Annotated in this window: 25 protein-coding genes and 3 pseudogenes; 11 read left to right on the top strand and 17 right to left on the bottom strand. The window is 67.5% G+C overall.

What is annotated here, in order from left to right; translation table 11 throughout:
* Positions 1-22: 22 nt before the first annotated feature.
* Complete coding sequence (locus tag ACWDX9_RS22435) at positions 23-385, bottom strand: hypothetical protein (RefSeq protein WP_449956977.1); 363 nt, start codon at positions 383-385, stop codon at positions 23-25.
* A 79-nt stretch (positions 386-464) separates the two neighbouring features.
* On the opposite strand from ACWDX9_RS22435, the gene ACWDX9_RS22430 reads away from it, so the two are divergent.
* Positions 465-737: a hypothetical protein gene (locus ACWDX9_RS22430; RefSeq protein WP_449956975.1), complete on the top strand. Its 273-nt coding sequence runs from the start codon at positions 465-467 to the stop codon at positions 735-737.
* Positions 738-882: 145 nt separating this feature from the next.
* On the opposite strand, the gene ACWDX9_RS22425 is transcribed toward ACWDX9_RS22430, so the two are convergent.
* From ACWDX9_RS22425 to ACWDX9_RS22410, 4 genes and pseudogenes are all read right to left on the bottom strand, one after another.
* Positions 883-1482, bottom strand: coding sequence for a dihydrofolate reductase family protein (locus tag ACWDX9_RS22425; RefSeq protein ID WP_449956973.1), 600 nt, complete (start codon positions 1480-1482; stop codon positions 883-885).
* A gap of 216 nt (positions 1483-1698) precedes the next feature.
* On the bottom strand, positions 1699-2349 hold the full coding sequence (locus ACWDX9_RS22420; RefSeq protein ID WP_449956972.1) for a Mu transposase domain-containing protein: 651 nt from the start codon (positions 2347-2349) through the stop codon (positions 1699-1701).
* A 202-nt stretch (positions 2350-2551) separates the two neighbouring features.
* Positions 2552-2743 (bottom strand): annotated as a pseudogene (locus tag ACWDX9_RS22415) (hypothetical protein); the annotation flags it as partial.
* Positions 2744-3191: 448 nt separating this feature from the next.
* Positions 3192-4064, bottom strand: coding sequence for an SDR family oxidoreductase (locus ACWDX9_RS22410; protein ID WP_449956970.1), 873 nt, complete (start codon positions 4062-4064; stop codon positions 3192-3194).
* A gap of 53 nt (positions 4065-4117) precedes the next feature.
* On the opposite strand from ACWDX9_RS22410, the gene ACWDX9_RS22405 reads away from it, so the two are divergent.
* A complete protein-coding gene (locus ACWDX9_RS22405; protein WP_449957014.1) occupies positions 4118-4711 on the top strand; it encodes a TetR/AcrR family transcriptional regulator in 594 nt (197 codons plus the stop codon).
* A gap of 416 nt (positions 4712-5127) precedes the next feature.
* Here ACWDX9_RS22405 and ACWDX9_RS22400 read toward each other — a convergent pair.
* From ACWDX9_RS22400 to ACWDX9_RS22390, 3 genes and pseudogenes are all read right to left on the bottom strand, one after another.
* A pseudogene (locus ACWDX9_RS22400) lies at positions 5128-5381 on the bottom strand (IS481 family transposase); the annotation flags it as partial.
* A gap of 207 nt (positions 5382-5588) precedes the next feature.
* Positions 5589-5747 (bottom strand): annotated as a pseudogene (locus tag ACWDX9_RS22395) (alcohol dehydrogenase catalytic domain-containing protein); the annotation flags it as partial.
* Positions 5748-5916: 169 nt separating this feature from the next.
* A complete protein-coding gene (locus ACWDX9_RS22390) occupies positions 5917-6654 on the bottom strand; it encodes an SDR family NAD(P)-dependent oxidoreductase (protein ID WP_449956968.1) in 738 nt (245 codons plus the stop codon).
* Between the two features lie 36 nt (positions 6655-6690).
* Between ACWDX9_RS22390 and ACWDX9_RS22385 the strand changes: the two genes are divergently transcribed.
* From ACWDX9_RS22385 to ACWDX9_RS22375, 3 genes are all read left to right on the top strand, one after another.
* The gene (locus ACWDX9_RS22385) at positions 6691-7587 is read left to right on the top strand and encodes a LysR family transcriptional regulator (protein WP_449956966.1); all 897 of its coding nucleotides are present in this window, start codon (positions 6691-6693) and stop codon (positions 7585-7587) included.
* An 854-nt stretch (positions 7588-8441) separates the two neighbouring features.
* Entirely contained in the window at positions 8442-9308 is an 867-nt protein-coding gene (locus ACWDX9_RS22380) for a class I SAM-dependent methyltransferase (RefSeq protein ID WP_449956964.1), read from the top strand.
* A gap of 112 nt (positions 9309-9420) precedes the next feature.
* Complete coding sequence (locus ACWDX9_RS22375; protein WP_449956962.1) at positions 9421-9834, top strand: hypothetical protein; 414 nt, start codon at positions 9421-9423, stop codon at positions 9832-9834.
* Between the two features lie 3 nt (positions 9835-9837).
* Here ACWDX9_RS22375 and ACWDX9_RS22370 read toward each other — a convergent pair whose 3' ends face one another.
* Complete coding sequence (locus tag ACWDX9_RS22370) at positions 9838-10875, bottom strand: serine hydrolase domain-containing protein (protein WP_449956960.1); 1038 nt, start codon at positions 10873-10875, stop codon at positions 9838-9840.
* Positions 10876-10973: 98 nt separating this feature from the next.
* On the opposite strand from ACWDX9_RS22370, the gene ACWDX9_RS22365 reads away from it, so the two are divergent.
* A complete protein-coding gene (locus ACWDX9_RS22365; protein WP_449956958.1) occupies positions 10974-11339 on the top strand; it encodes a hypothetical protein in 366 nt (121 codons plus the stop codon).
* A gap of 49 nt (positions 11340-11388) precedes the next feature.
* Positions 11389-12090, top strand: coding sequence for a DUF6766 family protein (locus tag ACWDX9_RS22360; RefSeq protein WP_449956957.1), 702 nt, complete (start codon positions 11389-11391; stop codon positions 12088-12090).
* A gap of 668 nt (positions 12091-12758) precedes the next feature.
* Here ACWDX9_RS22360 and ACWDX9_RS22355 read toward each other — a convergent pair.
* Positions 12759-13712, bottom strand: a complete 954-nt coding sequence (locus ACWDX9_RS22355) for an LLM class F420-dependent oxidoreductase (protein WP_449956955.1) — start codon at positions 13710-13712, stop codon at positions 12759-12761.
* A 377-nt stretch (positions 13713-14089) separates the two neighbouring features.
* On the opposite strand from ACWDX9_RS22355, the gene ACWDX9_RS22350 reads away from it, so the two are divergent.
* From ACWDX9_RS22350 to ACWDX9_RS22340, 3 genes are all read left to right on the top strand, one after another.
* Positions 14090-14404: an STAS domain-containing protein gene (locus ACWDX9_RS22350; RefSeq protein ID WP_449956953.1), complete on the top strand. Its 315-nt coding sequence runs from the start codon at positions 14090-14092 to the stop codon at positions 14402-14404.
* Positions 14405-14542: 138 nt separating this feature from the next.
* Complete coding sequence (locus tag ACWDX9_RS22345) at positions 14543-14701, top strand: hypothetical protein (RefSeq protein ID WP_449956951.1); 159 nt, start codon at positions 14543-14545, stop codon at positions 14699-14701.
* A gap of 153 nt (positions 14702-14854) precedes the next feature.
* A complete protein-coding gene (locus tag ACWDX9_RS22340) occupies positions 14855-15634 on the top strand; it encodes a DNA topoisomerase IB (RefSeq protein WP_449956949.1) in 780 nt (259 codons plus the stop codon).
* 21 nt (positions 15635-15655) lie between these two features.
* Here the strand turns inward: ACWDX9_RS22340 and ACWDX9_RS22335 are convergent, their stop codons facing one another.
* The 4 genes from ACWDX9_RS22335 to ACWDX9_RS22320 form a co-directional block, all read right to left on the bottom strand.
* Positions 15656-16030, bottom strand: coding sequence for an STAS domain-containing protein (locus ACWDX9_RS22335; protein WP_449956947.1), 375 nt, complete (start codon positions 16028-16030; stop codon positions 15656-15658).
* Positions 16031-16395: 365 nt separating this feature from the next.
* Entirely contained in the window at positions 16396-17439 is a 1044-nt protein-coding gene (locus tag ACWDX9_RS22330; protein ID WP_449956945.1) for a hypothetical protein, read from the bottom strand.
* Positions 17440-18002: 563 nt separating this feature from the next.
* A complete protein-coding gene (locus tag ACWDX9_RS22325) occupies positions 18003-18455 on the bottom strand; it encodes a VOC family protein (protein ID WP_449956943.1) in 453 nt (150 codons plus the stop codon).
* 128 nt (positions 18456-18583) lie between these two features.
* Positions 18584-18820, bottom strand: a complete 237-nt coding sequence (locus ACWDX9_RS22320; RefSeq protein ID WP_449956941.1) for an SbtR family transcriptional regulator — start codon at positions 18818-18820, stop codon at positions 18584-18586.
* A gap of 30 nt (positions 18821-18850) precedes the next feature.
* Here ACWDX9_RS22320 and ACWDX9_RS22315 point away from each other — a divergent pair, with 30 nt between their 5' ends.
* Positions 18851-19000, top strand: coding sequence for a hypothetical protein (locus tag ACWDX9_RS22315; protein WP_449956939.1), 150 nt, complete (start codon positions 18851-18853; stop codon positions 18998-19000).
* A 152-nt stretch (positions 19001-19152) separates the two neighbouring features.
* Here ACWDX9_RS22315 and ACWDX9_RS22310 read toward each other — a convergent pair whose 3' ends face one another.
* The 3 genes from ACWDX9_RS22310 to ACWDX9_RS22300 are packed head-to-tail and all read right to left on the bottom strand — an operon-like array spanning position 19153 to position 21379.
* Positions 19153-19824 (bottom strand): response regulator, encoded by a 672-nt coding sequence (locus ACWDX9_RS22310; protein WP_449956937.1) that lies wholly within the window; start codon positions 19822-19824, stop codon positions 19153-19155.
* Complete coding sequence (locus tag ACWDX9_RS22305; RefSeq protein WP_449956935.1) at positions 19821-20903, bottom strand: sensor histidine kinase; 1083 nt, start codon at positions 20901-20903, stop codon at positions 19821-19823. Before ACWDX9_RS22305 ends, ACWDX9_RS22310 begins: the two co-directional genes overlap by 4 nt.
* 8 nt (positions 20904-20911) lie before the next feature.
* Positions 20912-21379: a hypothetical protein gene (locus ACWDX9_RS22300; protein WP_449956933.1), complete on the bottom strand. Its 468-nt coding sequence runs from the start codon at positions 21377-21379 to the stop codon at positions 20912-20914.
* Positions 21380-21547 lie beyond the last annotated feature (168 nt).

The following is a 21547-nucleotide window of genomic DNA, read 5'->3' as shown; positions in this document are numbered from 1 at the left end:
CCGCCTCCCCCACGCGAGCTAATCAGGTGGAGCCTGCGGCTTGATCGGCCATCTGGGACGGCTGCTGGACGACGAACATCCCAACCATCCCCAAGCCCTGCTGGAGCGGGCTCGCTTGCCCGGCCGCTCCATGGGGCCATTGGCCCGAGGGCTGGAGATCTTCTTCACCGAACGCGGTCTGGCACTGGCCACCGATCACGCCGAACGGCTGGCCGCCGGACGCCGTCGCCGCCGTATCGACGCCGTCCCTGAACACTTGCGGCCTGCGGCCTTCAACGCCTTTCTGCTGCACTCTCGCGAGCGCGCCCGCCGGGCCGGGACGCTGCCTCGCGCCAACGTCACCCTCGACATCAAGCTGTTCACCCTGCGCGATCTGGCCCAGCACGTCAGCGCGCACGGTAAGCAGGACTGGGCCCTGGTCGACGTGCACGACATCGAGAAGCTGGACCAGGGTGCAGCGGTGCGTGGCTCACCGCAAGACCCGACGCACCGGCAACCCGCATCTAATGGTCACCAAGGGCACCAAGGCCGGTCGGAACCCGGCCTCGGTCCCCTATGTCAGCCACGTCCTGGACCCGGCTGGGATCTCACCACGGATGCTCCGCTCCACCCGCCTGATCGACCTGGTCAACTCGATGGACGCAAAGCTCGTCGCCACAGCCTTCGGGACGCACCCCGAAGGCCTCATGATCTATCTCTCCGATCATGTCGATCCCGACCGCCCGCCCGAACGATGATCGGCCGACCGGCCAAGCTGATGCCTCTCCTTGCTGCGATGCATCCAGAAGATCACGACGTCACCGAGCTGCCCGGGGTGACCATTCGCAGCGGATGTGGGGTTCTTGGCCGTCCAAGCTCACGATTGACGCGGATAGAGGTCGGTCAGCGGTAGCGCACGCGGAAACGCAGGTGTGTCACGCCTTCCCCCTCGACGACCTCAACGCGTTCAAGCTCGGCCTTCTCGTTCTGGATGTTGTCGAAGTAGCGGACGCCCTCGCCGACGAACACGGGGACCAGATCGATCCGGACCTCATCCAGCAGACCGAGGTTGAGGCACTGCTGGGCGATGTTCGGGCCGGAGACGCCGACGTTGCCGTCGCCAGCAGCCTTGGCCTGGCTGATAGCGCTGGCCACACCGTCGTGGACGAAGGTGAAGGGCGCCAGCCGTTCGGCGGGCCAGTCCGTGGGAGGCTCGCGGTGGGTCACCACGAACGCGCGTCCGCCGCCGGGCGGGTTGCCGCCCCAGCCGCCGGTGTAGTCGAACACCCGTCGGCCGCAGACGAACGCGCTGTCTCGGGCGAAGTCCATCTGCGCCCGCAGATAGGCCGCGCTGGCTGCGGCGACCCGGAACGTGATCGGGTAGCCGACCATCGGCACCTCGACGTCGCCGTTGTCATACCAGTCGAACAGGGGGCCGACGCTGCTGTCCGGACGGGCCACGAACCCGTCGAGGGACATGCAGAAGCTGGCGCTCACGGTCATGATCAAACTCCTCGTCATGTTGCTCAGGTCCCGCTGGTTCACCGAGTCGACGGCGCTTTGAAGGCCACCAGAGGCGCAGTTCATGCGCTTTCCCGGTCATGGTCTTCGTGGATCCTCTCGTTCCGGTGCATGCCTTCCCGATCGTCAGACCGCCGACGATCGGCGAACTCATCGCTCGCCAGCCAAACCTGGATGCCACCAGAGCATCCGCCATGATCACGTGGACGCCGCGAGGTGTAGGCGCGGCTCGTCGATGAGCCCTCGGCGAGGCTGGTTCACTGTCGCGCCGCCGCTGGCGATGGCGACGTCGCGCCCGCCGGCGGCCTCGCACGCCTGCACCGCGGGAGGCTTGGATCTTGATGCCTCCGATGAAGTCCACCTTGTCCCCTGGCCCGACAAGGGACGGCGGCCGACCTCGACATGAGCGGCCGCGGTCCGGTTGAGCAGGCCCAGCGACGATCCAGCAGGCGGATCCGCGTTGTGGTGTTTGCCCTGACCCTGGGGAACGGAAAGGTCCCGGCCTGTGGTGACGCGTCGGCCGGCTCCGGTGGGCAGGCCATCCCGGTGCCGCTCGTCCACGACCCGGCAGCCGCGGCCCACCGCCCGCCGATGGGCGGCCAGCAGCGTCTGACCCGTGTGGTCGGGCGTGGTGGCGTGCAGCATGATCTGGGCCTTGGTCGCCCTGACCTCGACCAGCTGGCGCGGTCGGACCCGGTGAGCCGGAACCGAATACAGGTTCGCCTCGAAAGCGACCAAGCAGTCCTTGCCGACATAGCGAAGATGCCGCTGAGCCACGACACGGGGTGGACGGCAGCGGCCGCAAGGCCATGTGATCACGCACCGCTCGCAAGCCGATGACCTCACCATGGGTCCCGTGGACCTTGGACCGCCGCAGCGGAACGCAGGCAGCGAAGGCGGCGTCGAGCTCCTCGATCGAGGAGAACGCGCGCCCCGCCAGCACATGGTCACGGACGATGGCGACCTGCCGCTCGACCCGGCCTTTGCCGGTGGGCCGGTAGGCGGCCAGCGCATCGGGGTCGAAGTCGTAATGCCCGGCGAAGGCCACCGCCTCGGGATGCAACGGGACAGCTTCACCGGGGGCGACGTGGCGGCGGACCACCGTTTTGGTGCGGTCGTAGACGATCGACATCGGCACTCCGCCGAAGCACTCAAACGCCCGGCGGTGGCAGTCGAAGAAGGTCGCCAGATCCTGGCTGGTGGTGAAGCAGCAGAACGGGTCCCGTGAGGAGGACAGGGTCATGTGGAACGAGTAGACCTTGGGTATCCCGACATGGGCCAAGATCAAGGGCTGAATCTTGCCGGGATGCCCTGGCTTCCAGCATCGGCCGGCCCCGGGGCGGTGTGGCAGCAGCCGCGCCTCGCCTCGGGCGCGGTGATCCGGCCTGGGCCGCCAGCTGGGTGGTCGTCCCGGCAGAACCGGGATCGGCCTCCCACCAGGCGCTGCGCAGGCTACGGCAGCTGACCCTGGCCTGAATGGGGCCGCAGCCCGTCCATCGCGAGGTCGAGGAGCCTTCGGCGGCTCGATCGGCCTGGCGGCGATCGTCTCCGTCTACGCCGCAGGCGCGCAGCCTGGGGCGTTCATGCCCGGCGTGCACGCGGCTTTCTTGACCACCGCAGGCTTCGCGCTGGCCGCCTGCGTGGCCGCCGTCTTCAGCCGGGCAGCCCGTTCGGTATGAGACCCCTGGGGTTCATGCGGCGCCGGCCTTCGGGCGGTATCGCCGCAGCCCCTCCACGAAGACGCGATCGAGCATCCGATCCGGCAGCACCCGCGACAGTCGAGTGAGCAGAGCCGCGTCCCGGCCGATGGTGTAGCGCGTGCGGGGCTTTTCGGCGGTGACGGCCTTAGCGATCACCCGGGCGGCCTCGTCGGCGGACGTGCCGCCTGTGGTGAAGGCGGCGCTCTGCGCGGTGACCGCCTGGATCAGCGGCCCGTAGCGGTCCTGCTGTTCCGGCGACATGGCCCGGGCCAGCCGTCGGGTGGCGGCGATGCCCCGGTCGGCCATCTCGGTGCGAATGCCGCCGGGCTCGACGACCACCACACGCACACCCAGCGGCGCCACCTCCCGGCGCAGCGCGTCACTGACCGCCTCCAGGGCGAACTTCGTGCCCGCATAGGCGCCATAGGTGGCCATAGCGATCTTTCCCCCGACCGAGCTGACGTTGACCACCCGGCCGCAGTCGCGCAGCAGGACGGGCAGCAAGGCCTGGGTGACGGCGACGTGCCCGAACAGATTGACCTCGAACAGCTGTCGCCACTGCGCCAGCGGCAGAGCCTCGACCGGGGCGTTGACGGAGATGCCGGCGTTGTTCACCAGCGCCCGCAGCACCCCCGCCCTCGAATCGACGCAGGCCGCCAAGTCGGCGATGTGGCCGGGCTGGGTGATGTCGAGGATGACCGGCTCGATGCCGGGGGCGCGGAGCGTGTCGGCGTCCTGCTCGCGGCGGACGCCGGCCAGGACATGGAACCCCCTGCGGGCCAGCTCGCGGGCGGAGGCCGCGCCGATCCCGGTCGAGGCTCCGGTCACCACGACGCACTCTCGTTCTTCAGATGACGTTGTCACCTGAATTAGGCTAGGAAGTTGAGATGACAATGTCAACTGGTAGGGTGATCGACATGATCAGTCGCACGGAGTCCGCCGCCGCGACGCGACGCGCCCTGCTGGACGCCGCCGCCGACCTTCTCGACAGCGGCGGTCCCGACGCGGTGACGTTGCGCGAGGTCGGAGCGCGAGCCGGCGTCACCCGCGGAGCGCCGTACCGGCATTTCCCCGACAAAGACAGCCTGCTGACCACCATCGCGGCCGAAGCCCTGGACCGGCTGGCGGATCAGGTGCAGGCCGTACGCGCCGCTCCGGGGGCATCGCCGAGCGGCAAGCTGCACCGCGCGCTGTTCGCGCTGATGACGATCGGCCGCAGTCAGCCGCACCTGTACCGGCTGATGTTCGCCTCGCCGGTCGGCGACCCGGCTGCGGTCCATGCGGCGACCCAGGCCGCCGACCGTGCCATGAACCAGTTCCTCGCCATCGTCGGCGACCTGGTCGGCGCACAGCACGCCCGCGGTTTTGCGGCACTCCTGCTGACCAGCGCCCACGGGATCACGGATATGGAGGTCAGCGGGCATCTGTCCGCTGACAAGTGGCACATCACGGCCGAGGAACTCCTCTCGACCCTGGTGTCCATGATCGACCGGCAGGCCTGCAGCGATTAGCGGCGTGGGGACTGACAGCGCACCGCTCGCGTTGTCGCGCGAATCCCGCATCCCGCCTCGCCTCCACACGTCCAGATTCGTGCAGGGCAGCCTGTCGGCATTAGGTGATTTAACGACACCCTCTGATTGGGCCCCGTAAGCCCTCTCGGAAACCGGACATTGAGCGACGAACCGTGGCGTCAGATGGCCGGTTCCGCACACGAATTGACGACAGGATTTCCCGACAGGAAAGATCGGGCTCCAACCTTTCCCGAGGAGAGTCCGGTGCAGATCGTCTAATCCCGTGTCTCCACCGCGACCCAGTCCCTCTGCTGCGGCAGCGCCACATTCTCACCGAGGCCGGCCTGCTCGTGCGCGCCGAAGGCGTCGCCGAGGGATTCCGCCCAGCCGACGGCGTCCTCCTCTTCGAGGACCCCGCGCCAGCCGCCGCCGCAGGGATCCGGCCGACCTTCTTCACGTCGATATGGACCATGTGGCCTGGCCGACGGGCCACGATCTGCTGAGGCTCGTGTTTGCTCTCACCGCTCGGGTCGATGAACCGTCGCCGATTCAGTTGGAGCTGTGCGAGCACCCGGCTGACCGTGCGCCGGCTCACTGGGACGTCCTGCTGGCTGAGTTCGAAGGCGATCCGTGCCGCCGACCACTTGTGGCTGCGGCGCAGCGAGCCGACTCCTCCGGCTGCTGCGGAGATGACGACGGTCTCCGCGATGTCGAGTTGTATGGAATGCACTGCCCCCCACGCAGTCACTGCGGCGACGTACAGGCCGCCCGCCACCTCCCATGAGATGCTGTCCGGCTTGGGTGTGAGGTTGTCGACGTCGACCAGGACCAGCTCGGCCTCTGCTGCCCGCCGCTCGGAGAACCCAATCACCTCGTCGCCGACCACGAATCGGTCGACTCCGGCGCCGACCTCGGCGACAACTCCGGCGAGGTCGCTGCCCTGCCCGGATGGAAAGGTCGAGGGAAAGATGTCGGCCATCGCGCCGGTGCGTATGGTCGCCTCACCGGGGTTGATGCCTGCGGCCTTGACCCGCACGAGGACCTGCCCGTACTCGGGCACTGGCCGGTCGACCTCGGCGACCCGCAACACCTCGATTCCACCGAACTCGTCGCATCTGACTGCCTTTGTCCTTGTCTTGCTTCTCCTGTGGCGCGCGATGCGCGGCTGACGTCGAGAACGGGAATGGTTCGTGCCGGTGGGGCTGTTACCAGGGCACCGTTCCGGCGTCGTCGAAGAATCCGCCGGTCGGTCCGTCGTCGGGCAGGGTTGCGAGGTGAATCGCGATGGCCGCACCCTGTTGCGGTGTGCGGACGCCTTGGAAGCCGTTGAGGTCGGTGGCGGTGAAGCCGGGGCAGCCGGAGTTGATCAGGATGTTGGTGTCGCTCAGTTCCTTGACGTATTGGATGGTGAGGGCGTTGAGGAAGGTCTTCGATGCCAAGTAGGCGGCGGGAACCGGGCCCATGTCGATGCCGGGGGTGGTTTGCAGGGCGAGCGAGCCGACGCTGCTGGACATGTTGACGATCCGCGGTGATGCCGAGTTGCGCAGCATCGGCAGCATCGCGTTGGTGACCCGGATGACGCCGATCACGTTGGTTTCCACGACAGCTCGCACGGTCGCGGGCTCGACCGTGGTCGGTGTCTGTGGCACGCCGCCGGTGATCGCGGCATTGTTGACCAGGACGTCGAGCCCTCCGGCATGGCCGGCGATCAGCTCGGCCGCGGCGGCCACACTTGCGTCGTCGGTGACGTCGAGCGGCACGCCGAACGCATCGGTCCCGGCCGCGCGCAGCTTCTCGACCGCGGTGTCGCGGCGTTGTTGATCCCTCGCACCCACGCCGATTCGCCAGCCAAGGGCGCCCAGGCCTGCGGCGATCTCGTATCCGATGCCCTTGTTCGCGCCGGTTACCAGCGCGATCGTCCGTTCACTCATGCCGTCGATCATGTTGCGGACTCGGGTGGGGCGTCCAAGACCGGTCAGGTGGGCGGCGATACCGCACGGGTATTGGTCGTGGTCAGCGCCGGATACGATGAGCTGGTGGAGACGCGGGAGTTGCGATACTTCGTCGCCGTAGCCGAGGAGTTGCACTTCGGGCGGGCGGCACAACGGCTCGCGATGGCGCAACCACCACTGTCGCGGGCGATCCAGCAGCTGGAACGGCGGCTCGGAGTCGTTCTGCTGCACCGCACCGCTCGCGCCATCGCCTTGACCGAGGCCGGGTCGGTGCTGCTACGGGAGGCCCGGCTCGCGCTCAACGCGGTCGAAGCCGCCGAGCGCCGCACCCGCCGCGCCGCGGCCGACCAGCCCGGGGTGGTCCTGGCCACCAAGGCCGGAGCGTCCAGGGAACTCTTGTCGAACCTTCTGCACGCCTACGCCGCTGAACCGGGCTCAGTGGCAGTCGAGGTGATGCTGTGCGGGCCGGGCGAGCCGGAAAGTCTGCTGCGCACCGGGCGTGCCGACGTTGCTCTGCTCCACCGGCCTTACGACACGACAGCCGGATTAGACACAGAGGATCTGCACACCGAACAGCAGGTCGTGGTCCTGCCCAAGGGTCATCCCCTCGGCAACCGGGCGCATCTGTCGTTAGTCGAGATCAACGCCCAGACGGACCTGCCCCTGCCGCGCTGGCCTGGACGGGATGGCGGCCATCCGGACGGCCCTGGCCCGCAGGTCCGCGACCATACCCAACTGTTCCAACTGATCGCGCTCGGACTGGCCTGCGCCGTCGTACCCGAGTCGCTCCGAGACCAGCTACGCGACGACCACGCCATCGTGCCGGTGCCGGACGCACCGGCCGTCACGACCGTCATCGCGTGGCCGCCACACAGCAGATCCAAAGCCGTCGCCGACCTCGTCCGCACCGCGACACGCCTCTAGCCGATACCCCGCTGCAGCACCGCTGTTCGCAGGCCGCCAAGAGGCCCACGACTAGGCCGACGCAACAACCGGACAGGCCAGCGACGACGGCGCCGACCGCTCCGAAGCGCCCGACCGTCTCTGGCCAATCCGAGGTTCTCCCGCTGGTCACAGCAATATCGTCTTCCGGTCACCGACTGGCGACAAGATCCGACCGCTCATGCCGGGATTGACGAAGTTCAGCCGTGACCACGACCGACGACAACGTCATGGCCAGCAACAGCTAACCATCGCCAGCCCGGCCAGCGCCCACGTCGGCCAGCATCGATCCTGCGCCCCGCCGGACTGGGCCGACCTGGTGGCAGTTCCTGGTTGCCCGGGCGCAAGCGATCATCGCATGTGACTTCCTGGCGGTTGAGACGGTGCTGCTCAAACGGCTGTACGCGCTGGTGTTCATCGAGCACGGCACCCGCAAGCTCCATCTGGGCGGAGTGACCGCACACCCAACTGGGGCCTGGCCGTGCAGCAGGCCCGTATCCTCGCGATGAACCTGGGTGGCCGCATCGAAACACTGCGGTTCCTGTGTATCGCGATTACCTGACCCACCACAGCGGGCACAGGCCCCACCAATCTCCGGACTCCGAAACCCAGCGTCACGGGCCTCGTCAGCGGATGCCATCACGCCGCGTAACTCCAGCTCAGACTGCGTAAGTCTATATTCGAGCGGCACTCCATAAACGTGCCAGAAGAATGGTGCGATATCGTTATGGGCTCATTATTTGAAATTAACTTCCAATTGCTATGATTGCTATACATATTTGCGAAGCGTATTTAGCATCGGTGTTCCCGGCGACGAAGAAAGGGAACTCCCCTCCATGCGCAACTCGCATCCCAGTCAGACCGCCATCATGGCCGCGGCGGCCCGTGCCGCCCACCTTGTCGTGGACAGCGAGCCGTTCATCCTCCGGGACACCCTGGCCGCCTCCCTGCTCGGTGACCGGGCCGAGGAACTGATCGGCTACCACCAAGCGCACGGTGATCACCCCGTACTCGCAGGGGCGCGCGCCCAGGCGACCGTCCGCGGCCACTACGCCGAGCGCCGTGCCACGGACCTGTTCCGCAGCGGCCTGGAGCAGTACGTGGTGCTGGGCGCCGGGCTCGACACCTTCGCCTGCCGCCGTGACCGGGCCGCCCGGCCGGCCCTCGTGATCGAGGTCGACCATCCCATCACCCAGCAGGGCAAACGCGACGCGATGGCCGCGGCCGGCATCGCCGTGCCCGACGGGCTGGCCTTCGCGCCGGTGGACTTCGAGTCCGACGATCTGATGGACGCCCTTCACAAAGCGGGGTTCGACCCCGGCAAGCCCGCCCTGGTCACCTGGCTCGGCGTGACCATGTACCTCACCCGCGAGGCGATCGCCGCTACGTCGGCCGCCGTGGGCCGCATGGCGCCCGGCAGCGAACTGGTGATGGAGTACGCCGTACCGCCCGCTCTGCGTGACGATCGAGGCAACGCCTACGCGCAGTTCCTGCTGCCGGCCACCGCCGAGCGGGGCGAGCCATGGCTGTCTCTCTTCACCCCCGAAGAGCTCTCGGGCCTGCTCGAACGGCAGGGGCTGGAGGCGGTCGAGCACCTACGGCAGGCCGATTGCCTCGTTCCCGCGCTGTGGCGGCGTTCGGACGCGCTGCGCCCCGGCGATCTGTGCCGCTTGGTCCGCGCCACCGTCCCCAGCACGACCTGAACCGGCCGAACTTCCGTACACCGACGCGGCCTCGCCATGCCCTACAACACCCTCAGCGCCCCTTCTAGACCTACGTGCCACACCGAACCTCCAACAGGAGAGGATCCATCCCATGTCCGAGGCCGCCACCCGCGATGACGAGCTCCGCCGCTTCTTCGACGTCTTCGCCCAGGCAAGCGACAGTCTGGATGTGGACACTTTGGCGGGCTGCTTCGCCGAGGTGTTCCTGGCCGGGGACGCCGGCGGCGCCCGGCCCGTGCCCCGCCCCGCGTTCCTTCAGGCCCTGCCCAGACGCGCGCAGATGTTCGCCGATGCGGGCATCGGCCCGGCCGCCCTCGACACCCTGACCCACCAGCAACTCGACGACCGGTACGTGCTCGTCCGCACCGAGTGGACCGCACCTCGCACCGCCGGCGGCGAACCCGTCCACCTGTCATCGTCGTACCTGCTCCACCGGGACGCAGACGACACCTACCGCGTCGTGGTCTACCTCAACCATCAAGGCCTGCCACTCTCCCGGGCCTAACCGTCACCGCTGCCGTCCCCTACAGAGCCCGCACCTCCCGCTCGACCGGACCGGAGATTCAAGGAGTGCTGACCGCACGTGAGCTGGAGGTCCTCGAACGGATCGCCATCGGCCTGTCCACCGCGGGGATCGCCGCAAAATCGTCGTGGCCGGCTTCAGGCTCTTTGAATCCGGCGGTGCCCGATAGGCCTGGCGAAGGGCAGCCGTCGGCGGTGTGGTGCCGGTGATGACCGAGCCCGGCACCACCCCGCCCGTCGGCACGTCGAGGTCAGGGCTCCCGCTGCACTGGCGTTGGTGCCTGGTTACGAGCAGATGGCAGTGGTCATCGCCTTGAGCGCGGCCGGGATGGCGGCGGTGGGGCTGGGGCTGAGGGTGATCGCGATGGCGGCGGCCGTCGGGGGTGCTGACGACGATGTCGGTGTAGCCGCGCATGCCGCCGATGTGGCCGTACACGGGGCCGCAGCCGAGGTCGTAGCGGTGCACGCCCAAGCCGAACCCCGTGACCCACGGCATGGGGTTGCCGGCGACCGGGACCACGGAGGTCATTTCTCGCATCAGCGGCGCGGGCAGTAGCCGTCCGGTGAACAGTGCCCGGTAGAAGGCGGCGAGATCGGCCACGGTGGAGACCATCGAGCCGGCCGGCCCGCTCTGGTTGATCGTCTGCTCGGTGAAGTCGACCAGGTGGGAGTAGTCGGCGTCGGGCTTGCCCGGCAGGTCGCGTGGCATGTAGCCGTGCAGGTGGGAGCCGCGTATGCGGGCCTGGTCGGCGGCGTAGTAGGTGTCGTGCAGGCGCAGGGGGCGCAGCACGCGGCGGGTCACCTGCTCGGCGTAGCCGTCGCCGGTGACGCGTTCAAGACGGCGTCGCTGCCAGTCAGCGGAGGTCTTCAGGCCGAGCGCGTCGTAGAACTCGGGCAGGCCGCTGGTGTGCCGGAGCAGATCCCGGACGGTGATCGAACGTGCGTCGGGCACGTCGGGTAGCCATCGATCGATCGTGTCCGCCAGGTCGATCTTGCCTTCGGCGGCGAGTTGGAGGACGACCAAGCCCTTTGGAGTCGGGCGTAAGGCGGTGGAGCGACCGTCAAGGCATGCGTGATGCGGGTGTGGGCAGCTGAAGGTCTATGAGAATCCCGTCCATTGTCGTGGCCGCGTTAATCGTCCTCACCGGGGCTGGCTGCGCGGTGGACACGGGCTCGCCGGCGCGTACGGCGGAGGGCTTTCACGCCGCGATCGCCGCCCATCGCGAGGAGGCAGCCTGCGCGATGCTCGCCCGTAAGACCGCCGACAAGCTGCCCGATCCTGGCCAGTCCTGTGCCGATGCGTTACGTGAGCTCAAGTTGCGCCCAGGCGGCCCGGTGACCTCGGTGAGCGTCTGGGGCGCGGACGCTCAGGTACACCTTGCCGGTGACACGCTCTTCCTGCACCACTTCCGCGGGGGTTGGCGCATCAAGGCCGCCGGATGCGAGCCGGTACGCGACCTCCCCTACGACTGTGAGGTGGACGACTGATGCGAGTGATGTTGTCGCTGACCGCGATGGTGATTGAGGCCGGCTTGGTGTGGGGCTTTGCTATGGGGTGGTCGCAGCTGTGAGGTGGCTCAAGCAGAACTCTCTTGCCCTGACATTCCTGATCATGTTCGTACTGGCGCTGGGTGGGCAGGCCGTAGCCGGGCTGCTGCAGTTCAACGACCAGCAGGTGGCCGAAGGGGCGGAGCCCGTCTCGTTCCTGCAGTACGTGATGTCTTCGACCTTCGCGGTAGATGTGGCCGAGAACTGGCAGTCGGAGTATCTGCAGTTCTTCCTGTTCATCATGCTCACTGTGTGGCTCGTCCAGCGAGGATCGCCCGAGTCCAAGGAGGTGAAGGACGCCGGAACCGAATCCGACGAGCAGCAGCAGGTCGGACCGCACGCAACCGACCGCTCGCCTGCGTGGGCAAAGACCAAGGGGCTGCGGTTGTGGCTCTTCAGCAACTCGCTGGGGTTGGTCATGGGCATTGTTTTCCTGCTGTCATGGCTCGCCCAGGCTGTGGCGGGACAGGCCGCCTACAACTCCGACCGGCTCGCGAATTTGCGCGATCCAGTCGCCTGGGGCGCGTACGTCACCTCACCGGAATTCTGGAACCGCACCTTGCAGAACTGGCAGTCGGAGTTGCTGGCAGTACTGTCCATGGTGGTGCTGTCCATCTATCTGCGCCAGCGTGGCTCACCTGAGTCGAAGCCGGTTGGAGCGCCGCACGCGACCACTGGTGTGGAGGGCTGATCGAATCGAGGCAAGGACCCGAGGGCATGAGCCGGACTTCCAACCGGTTCGTGACCAGACGCCTCCGTCGAGGCTTGTCCAGCGGCTAAACGGGCAGGCCGGAGGAGGTGGGGTCTTGCAGCAGCGGATGGCGTGGTGCAGGCCGGCTGCATGGTCAGCGACCATCGCGCCACAGCGCGACCTGCATTGCAACAGTCGTCCACTTGATGGGAGCGCCATGACCGAGACGAGGGTAGTTCCCGCACAGACCGATGACGACCGCAAGGACTCTCGGCAGGCGTATGGAGACCGCTGTTTCGGGGGCAGCGGTGTTCGGCGCGGATCACCATCGCCATGATTCCGGCCAGGAGGAAGAAGATGAAGCTGGTCGAGAGGTAGAGATACCCGACCACCTTGTGATCGGTGGTGGACAGCCACGAGGTGATCAGCCGCCCGGTCCTGGCCTGGCTACTGACCTGGACGGGGATCGTGGGCTCCGGCTGCTGCTCGATCCTGACCACAACACGTCCCCTCCCGATGACTGCCGGGGGGTACACGAGCTTGGACTTCCCGTTACATCGCATGCCTAATCGATGTGAAGCCTTAGAAGCCGGGTCATGTCATGGTCGGGCCGACGCAGTGCGAGAGGGGCTGTCGAGTTCCACCGGCCGAGCGGGTCTCTCCTACGGCTACCGCAGCCGGGGCAGTACCTCGCGGGCGTAGAACTCGAAGAAGGCGTCCTGTTCGGTGCCGATCTGGCTGATGTAGACCTCGTCGAACCCGGCGTCCACGTATTCCTGGATCGCTTTGACATGTACCTCAGGATCGGGGCCGCACGGTGTCGAAGCGGTGGCGTCCTCCTCGCTGACCATCTCCGCCAGCTGCGCGAAATGCCGCGGCAGCGGCAGCAACTGCAAGGCTTCACCCTTGATGCCTTCGGTCGGCCACAGCCGGTGCACGGTCTTGCGGGCTTCGGCCTTGTCGTCGGCGTAGCAGACCTTCAGCCCGCCCTGTGCGGGTTTGCCCGCCCCGCCGGACTCGCGAAACAGCTTGACCAGGTCGGCGTCCGGACCCGTGGAGATGTAACCGTCGCCGATCCGCCCGGCCAGCCGTACCGACTTCTCACCGAAGCCGGAGATGTAGACCGGCGGCGGGTTGTCGGGAAGCGTGTAGAGGCGTGCGTTGTCGACGGAATAGTGCTTTCCGCGGTGGGTGGTCAGCTCGCCGCTCCACAGCCGGCGCATCACCTCGATGGCCTCCTCCAGCATCTCCAGCCGTTCGGCGGCCGGCGGCCAGCGGGAGTCGACGATGTGCTCGTTCAGCGCCTCGCCAGTGCCCACGCCGAGCTGGAAGCGCCCGCCCGTCAGGACGGCGCTGGTCGCGGCGGCTTGGGCGATGACGGCGGGATGGATGCGGACCAGCGGGCAGGTGACCGCTGTCGTGATCGGCAACGCGACCGCCTCGGCGATCGCTCCGATGGTCGACCAGACGAAGGGGCTCTGGCCCTGTTCGTCGAGCCAGGGATGGTAGTGATCGGAGATCCACAGCCCTTCGAAGCCTGTCTGCTCGGCCAGCTTCGACTGCCGGACGAGTTCCTTGGGCCCGTGCTCCTCACTGCTCAGAAAGTATCCGATGCGTGCCATTGCTGAGTCCTCCCGGCTGCGTCGAGACGCAGAACTCGATGTCAGAACCAGTACCGCCGACCGGCGACCGGACGGCCCATTGAGATCAGGACGAGGAAGATCACGCCGATGACGATGAGGGTGATGCCGATCGTGTAGAGCACCGAAATGCCGAGTAGCCACCCAGAGGCAGGAGGACTATGCCAATAATGATCATGATGTCCTCTTTTCGAGGAATTGAACTCTGCCTGTACGGTCATCCGGATATCGGCTACCCGACGTGTTCGCGGTAAACGACCCGCACGGTAGAGCTTCCAGAGCGAGGAGTGCCGAGGCGTAACCTGGATGGGTGTGGCAGCCCCGCGGTAGGGACGCCACACCATGAAGGGGATGTCTCGATGAACACACTGGACCTGCGCCTGGTCGTCCATGCCCCTGCCGGCGACCTGATTCTGGACGGCGACCTCGACCTGTCCTCTTCACCACTGCTCCAACCTCTCGTGGACACCGCCCTGGAGAAGGGCTGCACATGTCTCACCATCGACACCGCCGATCTCCATTTCTGCGACTCCACCGGGCTCCAGGCCTTGCTCCAGGCACAGAGCCGCCTCGTGTCCGCGGGCGGCAGCATGGTGCTGACTCACGTGCACGGCATGTTGCGTCGGGTCCTGGATGTGACCGGTCTGTCGAGGGCTTTCACGACCTCTCCGTAACCGGCATCGGACGGAAGATTCACCGCGGCGATTCGCCGAGCAGGCGATCTCAGTCGTCGAGTCTGGCGACGCCGTAGCGGGAAAGCGCTGCAGTACGGGCGCGACCTGCCATGTCGGCTCGCGCCAGCAGGAGCGCCGATGAACTTCGACAGTGCGTCTGCCAGAACAGGCAGGTTGATGGACAGCGCACCGGCCTCCTCCAGGACGACCTCGATCGCCTCGGTGACAGCGAGGACGATGGGCAAACCGATCATCATGGCCTCGATGAGCGACAACCCGAGCGAGGTCCACCGGTAGGGGTGCAAGTTGGCACGATCGCCGGGCGATGGCAGCGTGCAACTCGGCCTGCGGCAGGTCATAGCACGGGTACGGCAGGCCCGCCGCCTTCATGCCGTACACGTCTAGCGGCAGGTGTGGATCTGCCGCGATCCCGACGCGCATCTGCAGGCCGTGAGCACGGACGCGGCAGGGCGCCGGCAGTACCGCTATCACGACGCCTGGCGGGAGGAGCAGGACCGGATCAAGTTCGACCGGGTCACCGAGATGGCCGAACGGCTGCCCACCTTCCGCCGCCGGCTCCGTGAGCATCTCGCACAGCGGGGATTGACCAGGGAGCGCGTACTGGCTGGCGCCTCCTCGATGCTGGATCTGGGCCTGTTCCGGGCCGGCGGCGCGGAGTACGACTCCTTCGGCCTGGCCACCCTCAGGACCGGGCACGTCACCTGCACCGGCGACGTCGTACGGTGCCGTTTCGAGGCCAAGGGCGGCAAACGGCACGACATCGAGGTCAACGACGGCGCGGTGAGCGCCGTGGTGGCCGCGCTCCTGCGCACCGGCCACGACAGCGAACTGCTGCGCTACCGCAACGGTTCAGGGTGGAAGGTCGTGCGGGCCGAGGACATCAACGACTATCTGCGCGACATGCTCGACTGCGAGGTATCCGCCAAGGATTTCCGCACCTGGCACGCCACCGTCATGGCCGCGGAAGGGCTGGCCCGCGTACGGCGGCCGCGGGGAAGGCTGGGACGGCGACGGGCCGTACGGCGGGTGATCGAGGAGGTGGCCCAACGCCTGGGCGACACGCCGGCCGTGGCGCTCGGCTCCTACGTCGACCCGCGAGTCGTGCTGGCCTTCGAGCGGGGCAGGACCGTAGCGGCCGACGGCGATCTCGAGGAACAGGTCATCGAACTGGTGCGCCGCACCCGACGCAGCCGGGTGGACAGGTCGTAGGTGGCTTCTCCCCCAACGGCGTCAAGCATATGTGCGACGCGGCCCTGTGTGATCGTTCAGCGAACTGGCGATGGCTCGCTCCACGCTGGGATGGATGGCCAGCGCGTCCCACATGCCGGTGGTGTGCAGCATGCGTGCCGGGACACCGCTGACGGCGGCCAGGTGCAGGCTTGTTCCGTGTTCGCGCTGGGCGGCGTTGAGGCGAAGCAGTACGTGCAGGCCGGCGCTTCCCATGAAGGTGAGCTGGCCGAGATCGAGCACCAGCGGCTCATCGAGCACTATCCGATTGACGAGATAAGTCTCCAATTGGGCGATGTTTGAGGCGTCCACTTCGCCGGTTACGGTGATCAGCACACCGACGGGCAGGCGTCGACTGTCCAGGTTCAGAGGTGACATGACGTCCTTGTCAGGGAACCGAGTCTCATCGAGGTTGAATGTCCCCTGTCCTCTCCGGGAGGCCTCTACCCGAAGCTCGACACCAGAAGCATAGTTCCGCAAGAACTACCAAATTTCGCAATCATGCAGTTTGGGTGGCATATCCCTATACCCGTCAGCTCACCTGGGACGGGACGGGCCCATAAGAACGATCGAGTAACCCGTAGATGTCAGCGTCCCGATCCGCGTCGCCTACAACCAGCGGACGCAGTTCGAGACGTACCCCGATTCAGGGGTGTTCACGAGTGGCGTTGGCCAGCAGGGAAGGGACGCCATTAAAGATCGCTTCCCGTCTTCGATGCGATCGTTTCCCGGGAGCTTGTGCGTCAGCGGCTGTGGCTTGGCGCTGCCGCGATCTGTGGGATTCGGAGGTCCCACAGGCTCACCTGGCCGTCTCGTCCTGCCGTGATCGCAACAGTCCGGCCCTCCAGATCGGCGAGGCGGACGGCGGAGACCTCGCCCTCGTGCTCGATGAGCGGCTCGCCGATGATGCGGCCTTCCTCCAGATCCCAGGCGCAGACCCGGCCCTCCTCCGAGCCTGTCACCGCCACCGGACGCCCGTCGACGAGCCCGGCGTCTATGCACTTGAAGTCGTCTTCGAACTCACCCTCCTCGATCCGCTCGGTGATCTCCGCCGGCCAGGCGAGCGCTTCATCCTCTTCGCCTGTTTCGGGATCGACGAGCCAGACCGCGTCACCCTCCGCTCCGACAATGCGCGGTCGCCCGTTCACCGGCACCAGGGTGGCTCCCATCAAGCTGGGACCCGTTTTTGCGGACTGGACGAGGCTGCGTTTCTCCCGGAGGTCCCATACCTCGAGACTTCCGTCCCAGCTGCTGGAGAGGAGCACCGGCCGCTCCCCAAGCGTTCCCGACGCCAGACCGCCGATGCCGTCGAAATGCGCGCCGAGCAGCTCGGCGTACATCTCGCGCCGCTCGACGTCATACACACGTACGCGGGGACTGGTGCTCTGGTCAGCGCCGACGAGCATCGGCCGTCCGTCCATCTCAATCCCGATTACCATGTTGAGAGCGGCATGCGTGGTGTCCGCGGAAATCTCCACCGCGCCGGTCTCCAGGTCCCACTGTGCGAACGGCTGGTGGTCCGAGCCCCCGCCGACCACGATCCGGCCGTCCAGGACGACGGCCCCGATCGCGTACACATCGATGAAGTCATATCTGTCTTCCGGCCGGAACGGCATGTCCAGCTGGTAGCTGTCCCAGCGGTCCTCCAGCGGGTCCCACGTGAACACCGAGCCGCTGGAGTCGGCGCAGACGACCAGCAGCCGCCCGCCCACCTGGACGACGTCGAAGTCCCAGATCGACCTTTCCCAGGGATTCGCGCTGGACCGGATGACGGAGAAGGAGGCCATGATCAAGACTGTAGTAGAAACGATCCATAACCAGCCCTGAACCAGAACACCAACCCCGTTCACCAGTCACATCCACAGGATTCATGGAAGGGGTGGAGTCGATCAAGCAGCATACCGACACCCGCTCCGCCCGGCTGGCTGAGGCCACCGGGGTGAAGCGTGAGTGCAAGACGGAGATCATCCAGCAGCATTCCAACGAGCGCGTCGCCTGGCGCACGCTCGACCAACCCCACCACGAAGGAGCGGCCGATGCGTCAGCCTGGCCGCCACCACCAGGGCCACGCGTCTCAGGGTCGTCCGTCGCCAAGGCCCCTTGCGAATTAGTCGTCGCCCAGTCTCGGCGTGTTCAGCGCCAAGCTTCTCCTATTCGTTGCAGGCTGGCGAGGCTGCCGTCCGCAACCCGGCGGGAGACCTCTTCCCATTCGCGGATTACTCGTCGCCTGCCGTCAGGGATTGATGGCCAGTCCGCTCGAGTCACGGACCTGCCAGCGTAGACAGGCTCCCATCCGATGGTGCCAAGGGGGAGGCAACACCGCCGGAAAGACCTTGTTTGCAGAGGAATATCATCGAGGGCGATGGGCCCGGATATCCACAGGGCGTCCATCGGGATCGCGAGCCGTCATCGTCCATTGCGTGGGCAGTGTCTCGATCTGTCCGACCGGCCGCCCGGCATCCAGAATCCGTTCGCGAAGCTCACACAGTTGTGCGTATGTGCCCACGCGCAGTCCCCAACCCGCCCGGTTCAGGGGATCAAGATCGAGGGCGGGGACGGTAGCGGTTTCGACGATCATCAGATGGTCGGCCCCGCCGACATCGAGGACTGCGATCCGAGGATCAGTAGAGGTAGCAGCGCGCTCGAACGCGAGCGTTGCTCCGAGCACCTCCGTGTAGTACGTCACGAGCCGGTCGAGTTCGGTCGTGGACAGTGTCAGATGGTTGATTCCGAGCAGATTGGTCATGATCAACCGACCGTAGCTCAGCCACATCACGACCTTGCACTCGGGATCGAATGACACCTGGAAGGCCTCCAACGTCTCCGAAACCCGCCGGCATCTGCCCTGAATTCCCGGAGGCTGCAGGCGCCCGACGGTGAAGGAGCGACAACCGCTCAGCGCGGCTTCTTTCGATCCCAAACAGCTACGATTCAGCTCGGGGGGCACAACCCGGTCAGAGTCACCGCAACGAGTCGGCGGACCGCAGCTTCGGACGGCAGGTTGCCGGCCGCGGAAAGGGCGTGAAGGCAGTAGCTCGCGAGTTCGTCGGCCGCGACGTCGTCGCGCAGGCCGCCAGCGGCGGCGACCTCCGTCAGCAGATCTCGGAAGAGGTCGATGATCTGCTGCCGTGCATGGGCAACATGCTCACCTCGGTGCAGGAGGGCCACGAGTTCTTCGGTTCCGTGTCGTCCGCGGTAGTGAGAGATGAGGCCGTAGCGCTCGAGTACCGCCTTGAGCCGCTCGCCGCCGAGTCACTCCAGGAACGCAAGCGGCAGAAGGCGCGAAACGCGATCATCACGGCCGCCTGCGAGCTGTCGGCGAGCACGGGTTCGACGACGTCACGGTGACGGAGATCGCCGCGCGCGCGCGGAGCCGGGCGCACGACGTTCTTCCGCTCCTTCGGCGACAAGCAGGAGGTCGTCACTGGTCGAAGACGCCTTCGCCCGGCTCGACGGGCTGACCGGATAGATCACCCCAGGCGTGCGGCCGGCCCGGGCGGTCACGGGAGGCGCGGCCCGCGCAGGCGGGACCAGGAGATCAGCACGTGGACGCGGTCCGGCAGGTCGAGCTTGGTCAGGATGCTCGAGACGTGCACCTTGACGGTGTAACGGCTGATGAAGAGCCGGTGCGCGATCTCGTTGTTCGACAGGCCCTGGGCGATGAGCTCGCACACCTGGCGTTCGCGCTCGGTGAGCCGGTCGGCCGCCGCCTGCAGCGCCCGGTCCTCGTCGGTGGGCAGCAGGGGCTGCAGTGCCTCGATCATCCGCGTGGTCGCCTCGGGCGCCAGCACCGATTGGCCGGCCGCCACGATCCTGATGCCGTCGCGGATCCGCTCCCCGGGCGCGTCCTTGAGCAGGAACCCGCTGGCCCCGGCCTGCAGCCCGGCGTAGACGTAGCTGTCGAGGTCGAAGGTCGTCAGGATCAGCACCCGGACGGGCCCGCCGGCGTTGCGTTCGACGATGCGGCGGGTCGCCTCGATGCCGTCCATACCGGGCAGCCGGATGTCCATCAGCACCACGTCCGGCCGGTGCTCGGCCACCGCGGCCACCGCCGCGACGCCGTCGCCGACGGCGCCCACCACGGTCAGGTCGTCTGCCGCACCCACCAGGCGTACCAGCGCCTCCCGGAGAAGTTGCTCGTCGTCGCAGATCAGGACCCGGATGCCGGTCACGACATGCTCCGCAGCGGCAGCGTGGCGCAGACCTCGAACCTGCCAGAGCCGCTGGCCACCGTCACCGAGCCGCCCAGCAGTTCGACGCGTTCTCTCATGCCGATCAGCCCCACCCCGGCCCCCTTGGCGATCGATCCCGCTTCGCCACGCACCGGGTTGGTGACGCGGACGGTCAGGCGGGCCGGCTCGTAGGCCAGCAGCACCCGGACGTCGACAGGCCCGGCGTGCTTGGCGACGTTGGTCAGCGCCTCCTGCACGACGCGGTAGGCCGCCTGCTCGATGCTGGCGTCCACCTGCCGTACGGCGCCTTGCCTCTCCAGCCGCACCTGTGGCCCGCCCGGCGGCATGGCCGCCACCAGGTCGTCGAGCTGTTCCAGTTTCGGCGGCGGCGCCAGCGGGTTGTGCCCGGGTGGCGCCTCCCGCAGCACGCCGAGCAGCCGCCGCAGTTCGGCCAGCGACTGCCTGCCGGTGTGGGCCACGCGGCGCAGTGTCTCCTCCATTTCTTCGCGGGTGTCGGCCGCCGCCTCGGCGTCGAGGACCATCGTGGTCACCGAATGGTTGAGAATGTCGTGCAGTTCCCTGGCCAGCAGCGCGCGCTCGCGCTCGGCCGCCCGCCGTTCGAGGTCCGCCCGCTCGGCCTCGAGCCGCCGCGAGCGCTCCTGCAGCTCATGGATCCGGTCCCGCTGTCGCCCGTCCACCCGCCCCACCGTCCAGAATCCGACGAACAGCAGCGCGAGCGCCGAGTAGACCGCCACCACCCGCATGGGGTCGCCGATGGACGACAGCGTCAGCGGCAGCCCGGCGAGCAGCAGCACCAGCACCGAGACGATGCCGATCCTGCGCCGGTCCCTCCGGCCCCACGCCCCCAGCCGGGACGCGGCGACCAGGGGAGCCACCAGGACCGGTGTCGTCATCAGGGCCAGCGCCAGTTCAAAGGCGACGACGACGCCGAGTGCCGTCAGCGGCAACCGGCGCGACCACATCAGCGCGAAGGACTGCGCACAGGCCAGCGCCAGCACCACGCCATCGCCGCCGCGCCCGATCAGCCAGCAGACCAGCGGAGGAAGGACGGCCAGCACGCCATCGCTCAGCCACTCCAGGTGGGCGTGGTGCTTCGCCGGAGCAACCGGCTGCGCCGCCAGCCATGGGCCACCAGCAGTGCCACCGGTGCCCAGGGGGTCAGCGCGACCGTCCAGCTCAGCGCGAGTGGCGGCCCCGGCTGCTCGATCGCCTGGATCGGCAGCACCCCGGTCGAGGTCCCGCCAGGTCCCTCCACGGCGAACTCGAACCGCCATGTGCCCTCCTCCGGCAGCGAGACTACGTCCAGCCCCCATACGTGGCGCGCTCTCGGGTGCCGCGGCAGCACGATGCTGTCGCCGCGCCGCTGCAGGACGATGCCCTTGAGCCCCCGCCGGTCGCCGGACGGTGAGACGGTCGTGACCAAGCCGGTGCGCCCCTGGAGGCCGCCGGCGGGTTCGAAGGCGAAGTCGAGCGACTGCAGCGCGTGGATCGGCCACTCAGTGAACGATACGGTGATCGCGGACTGGTCGCTCATGCGCACGGTCTCCGTGTGCACGATCTCACCCGGAAGGGGCGGCGCGGCCATGGCCGGGCCCGCGCCGGCCAGCACAACCGCCCCCGCCATCCTGGAGTACCTCACCTGGCTGACCCGCTACAAGCGCGAGGACGAGAGCCGTGCCGCGCCCTCGCTCACCTCCGGCAT

Source organism: Nonomuraea sp. NPDC003201, assembly GCF_053590415.1.
The sequence above is the reverse complement of the archived record's forward strand: the minus strand, read 5'-3'. Positions and strand labels throughout refer to the sequence as shown.